Origin of the sequence: uncultured Fibrobacter sp., from assembly GCF_937877005.1 — a bacterium.
GTDB lineage: Bacteria > Fibrobacterota > Fibrobacteria > Fibrobacterales > Fibrobacteraceae > Fibrobacter.
In genome coordinates this window covers 1-4,088 of sequence record NZ_CALEFV010000036.1, presented here as the reverse complement: position 1 = coordinate 4,088, position 4,088 = coordinate 1, and the positions used below count along the sequence as shown (strand labels likewise).

Here is a 4,088-nt window from a genome sequence, read left to right as displayed (position 1 = left end):
ACAACCGAAACAGAGTCGCTCTGAGACCAGGCGATTCCTACAGCAAGGGCGACAGTAGCCACAGGCCACAAACGTTTCAGACCTTCAAAAAACACAGTTTCCTTATACAGGCTACTCCATAAAATACTGAATTTGCCACCGGCAAAACCACCTAGATTATGGGGATAATCCCGCAGTTTGTGCGAATTTAGCTTTTTTTCAATAGTATGAACGGATTTTCTATTGCTGCATAAGCAAAAAACGGCCCGCAGAGCGAGCCGTTTTCACAAAAGTTAATTTGTCGTTAAAGCGGTATGTTCGCGTGCTTCTTCCAGTGACGCTTCTGTTCCTTGGTCTTCAAGGCGTCAAAGGCGGCAATCAGGCGCTTGCGAACATCGGCCGGGTGAATCACTTCGTCGACCACGCCCATGGAGGCGGCAACGTAGGGGTTCATCAGTTCTTCTTCGTACTTGGCGATGCACTGGGCGCGAGCAGCAGCCGGATCCGGAGCCGCAGCGATTTCCTTCTTGTTGATGATTTCCACGGCACCTTCGGCACCCATCACGGCCACCTGTGCAATCGGGAGGGCGAACACGTAGTCGGCACCCACGTCCTTGCTGTTCATGGCAATGTAGGCGCCACCGAAAGCCTTGCGCAGAATGAGCGTCACCTTCGGCACGGTCGCTTCGGCGAATGCGTAAAGGAGTTTTGCACCGTGGCGAATAATGCCCGAGTATTCCTGCTTAGATCCCGGCATGTAACCCGGAACGTCGGCGAGGGCCAAAAGCGGAATGTTGAACGCGTCGCAGAAGCGCACAAAGCGGCCAGCCTTGTCGGAACCGTCCACGTCCAAGGAACCGGCGAGCACCTTCGGCTGGTTAGCCACGATACCGATCGCTTCGCCGTTCAGGCGGGCAAAGCCGATCACCACGTTCTTGCCCCAGTCGCTCTGCACTTCAAAGAAGCTGTCCGCATCGGCAAAGGCGGCAATCACGGACTTCACGTCGTAAGCCTGCTTGTAGTTATCCGGAACGATGTCCTGGATAGAGGCGCTGTTGTCGAAGGAAGCTGCCACTTCGTTCGATTCGGACTTGGAGAACAGCTTCTTGAAGAAGCCTTCGTCATTCTTGGCGGCTTCGGCAATCTTGCAGTTGCATTCGGCAGCTTCCTTGCGGTTGCTCTGCGGCAAGTAGCTGAGCAGCTTGCGGACACCTTCAAGGCACTTCTTGTCGTCTTCGTACATGAAGTGTGCCACACCGGACTTGGAAGTATGCACCGGAGCACCACCGAGGTCTGCGGCGGTGATGTTTTCGCCCATCACCTGCTTCACCACAGCCGGGCCCGTGAGGAACATCTGGCTCGTGTTCTGCGTCATGAAAATGAAGTCGCTGAGAGCCGGAGAATAGCAGGCGCCACCAGCGCAGGGGCCCATAATCACGGCAATCTGCGGAATCACGCCAGAAGCCCAAACGTTGCGGGCCATAATGGCGCTATAACCGGCGAGCGAGAACACGCCTTCGTCGATACGGGCTCCACCGCTATCGTTCATGGCGACAAACGGAGCACCAGCTTCGACAGCCATATCCATCACGCGGCAAATCTTTTCGGCATGGCACTGGCCCAAGGAGCCGCCACCCACCGTAAAATCCTGAGAAGAGGCGAACACCAGACGGCCATTCACCTTGCCGTAACCGGTCACGACACCGTCACCCAGGACGACCTTGCTTTCCTTGAGCACGCGGTTGCTCGACTTGCGGAGTGCACCGACTTCAACAAAAGTACCTTCGTCGAACAGCATTTCCATGCGTTCGCGAGCGGTGCACTTTCCGGACTGATGTTGCTTATCGACACGGGCAGCCCCACCTGCCGCCTGGGCCTGGGCCAGGTAGCTATCCAGCTTAGCGATATACTTTTCGTTCCACATTTTGTAAAGAACTCCTGTACTTGTAAGATTTTCGTAGCCAAAATTAGAAAAAGCCGTTGAGCTAGTCAACGGCTTTTGTATAATTTTGTTTAAATAAGTAAGATGGAAGTTGTTTGTAGGAAGTTTCCCTACCGCTAGGGAAGCACCGGCACCATTGACAACACGCTACAGTTGCCATTACGATAGGGGCCAACCGCCATGATATTGAAATTTCCCGTAGAGCCGTCCTTTTCCTGAATTTTGAACTTGAGCGAGCCGAGCGTCTTGGCAGCCTGTTCACCCGAAACTTTCTCGCCTCTTCCCCAGCCGGCCTGTTTAAAATCAGACCACTTGAATTCTTTATAAGTTCCGGCAGTACTCTTCGGAAGCCTTGCAAGCGGGACATCATATTCAAGTTCCCGGTCTTTTGTTTCGCCAAAGCCCATTTCAACTGTAATAGGAGCATCCGAATAATACCCAACGCATATTCCCTCCATACTAGAGGCATCAGCAAGAACAAGGTTCCCGTTTGCGTCGTGACCGGCCAAGTCAAATCCTACACCCACGTACGGATTATACGGCAGGTCTCCCGCATTCAACTGATAGGTTCCATAAACGCCCCCGTAAATATCAATTACAGGCAGAAAGGACTTCGCATCGTATTCATTGCCCAAAGGCTCTGGCCATATAATGGATGACTTGCCGCCATCTTCGGAATCGTTGTACTCATACCAGTAGCCTCCATCTTCCTTTTCCGCAAAAAAGCCCGTGCTGATTCGTTCCATGCCGTCGGCTCCGCTCCAGGTTTCAAAAGAGTCTACCGGCTTGATGCCAACAGCGTTTTCGCCACTACTGCTAGAACGAACAATGCTGGAACTTGAAGAAGGCTTACTGCTACTAGAGCTCATGTTTTTAGAACTAGACGAATAGACGGGAGGCACAAATGCAGCACAATCCCCTGGATTGTAAGCGTCGATACTCATAATATTGAACTTGCCTTGTTTGCCGTCTTTGCCTTGCATTTTAAAGCGGATGGAAGCGAGGATTTTTGCAGCCTCTTCACCCGTAATCTTCGCAGTCCCCCAACCAGCCTGTTTAAACTGGGACCATTTAAATTCTTTCACCGTAGCCACAAAGGATTTCGCAAGAGTGACAAACGGAACATCGTAACCTATATTGCGTTCCATTTTTTCACCCAAGCCAAGTTCCAGAGCCATAGTGATATCCGAGGTGTAAGTCACCCTGATACCGCCCATTGCCGAAGCATCTACCGTTGTAGGATAGCCATTCTCATCTACTCCTGCAATATTAAATCCCACCCCAGCATAAGGGTCGTATGTTAAAGAACCCTTGGCAAGTTCGAAGGTTCCGCAAACACCACCACAAAAGTCGATAATCGCATCTAATACATCGGGCGATTCGGTTGCCGGAACAGGCCAAATAATCTTTGACGCTCCACCATCAGCATCATCGGCATAGCTGTACCAATAGCCCGACGTTTCAGAACCATTGTCATAGCCGGTTAGAATTTGGTAAACCATCTCATTGCCATGCCAAGGTTCAAAGCAATGGGCCGACACAGCAGTTTCATTGCCCGACTCCGAAGATGAACTTGACGTTAAAGGAGTTTTACCGCTAGAACTCGATATCAAGGAAGTTTCATTGCAAGAACTTGAAGACAGGGTTCCCGAAGGCGTTATACTTGAAGATGAATTCTTTTCCGGCACCACGGTAACTTTAGCCCAACGTCCTGCACTACACTGGTATATGGCGTCTTCACTAAGCACGACAGCCATATTTCCATCGCGACTTTCAGTACAATTGAGCAAATCTTCAACGGTTTCGACATTATACTTTATGGCATAACGCGAATCTAACGTATCATAGCTTGCTGTATTTCGCGAATCACTACTTGCGGGATCATCCACAGGTATTGCAGGGTTGTTGTCATTAGATTCATTAGTATCAGAACTGGAATCGCAAGCCACCATGGCAAGCGATGCTGAAAGAACGGCAAAAGGCAAAGCCTTCATCAAAAGCATATCCCCGCGCATTTGAATTCCTCCTGTTTACACTTGACATCCATGAATATAAACAAAAAAGCTCCCGGCGTGCTTTCTTTGACGGAAGAATGTTTCTCCGGGGAAAGCTCAGTTGTTCGGGAGCCTGCGGCAGCGACTCCGCAGTTTTCTTCGAAAACTACGGA

2 protein-coding genes are annotated in these 4,088 nt (G+C 50.8%); both read right to left on the bottom strand.

Annotated features, from left to right (window positions below):
- Positions 1–283 precede the first annotated feature (283 nt).
- Positions 284–1,903 (bottom strand): acyl-CoA carboxylase subunit beta, encoded by a 1,620-nt coding sequence (locus Q0628_RS01980; RefSeq protein WP_298767898.1) that lies wholly within the window; start codon positions 1,901–1,903, stop codon positions 284–286.
- A gap of 134 nt (positions 1,904–2,037) precedes the next feature.
- Positions 2,038–3,936, bottom strand: coding sequence for a hypothetical protein (locus tag Q0628_RS01975; RefSeq protein ID WP_298767897.1), 1,899 nt, complete (start codon positions 3,934–3,936; stop codon positions 2,038–2,040).
- Positions 3,937–4,088: the final 152 nt, after the last annotated feature.

Excerpts from the sequence above, each read along its gene's own strand:
- Q0628_RS01980 (WP_298767898.1), bottom strand. The coding sequence starts at position 1,903 with ATGTGGAACGAAAAGTATATCGCTAAGCTGGATAGCTACCTGGCCCAG.
- Q0628_RS01975 (WP_298767897.1), bottom strand. The coding sequence starts at position 3,936 with ATGCGCGGGGATATGCTTTTGATGAAGGCTTTGCCTTTTGCCGTTCTT.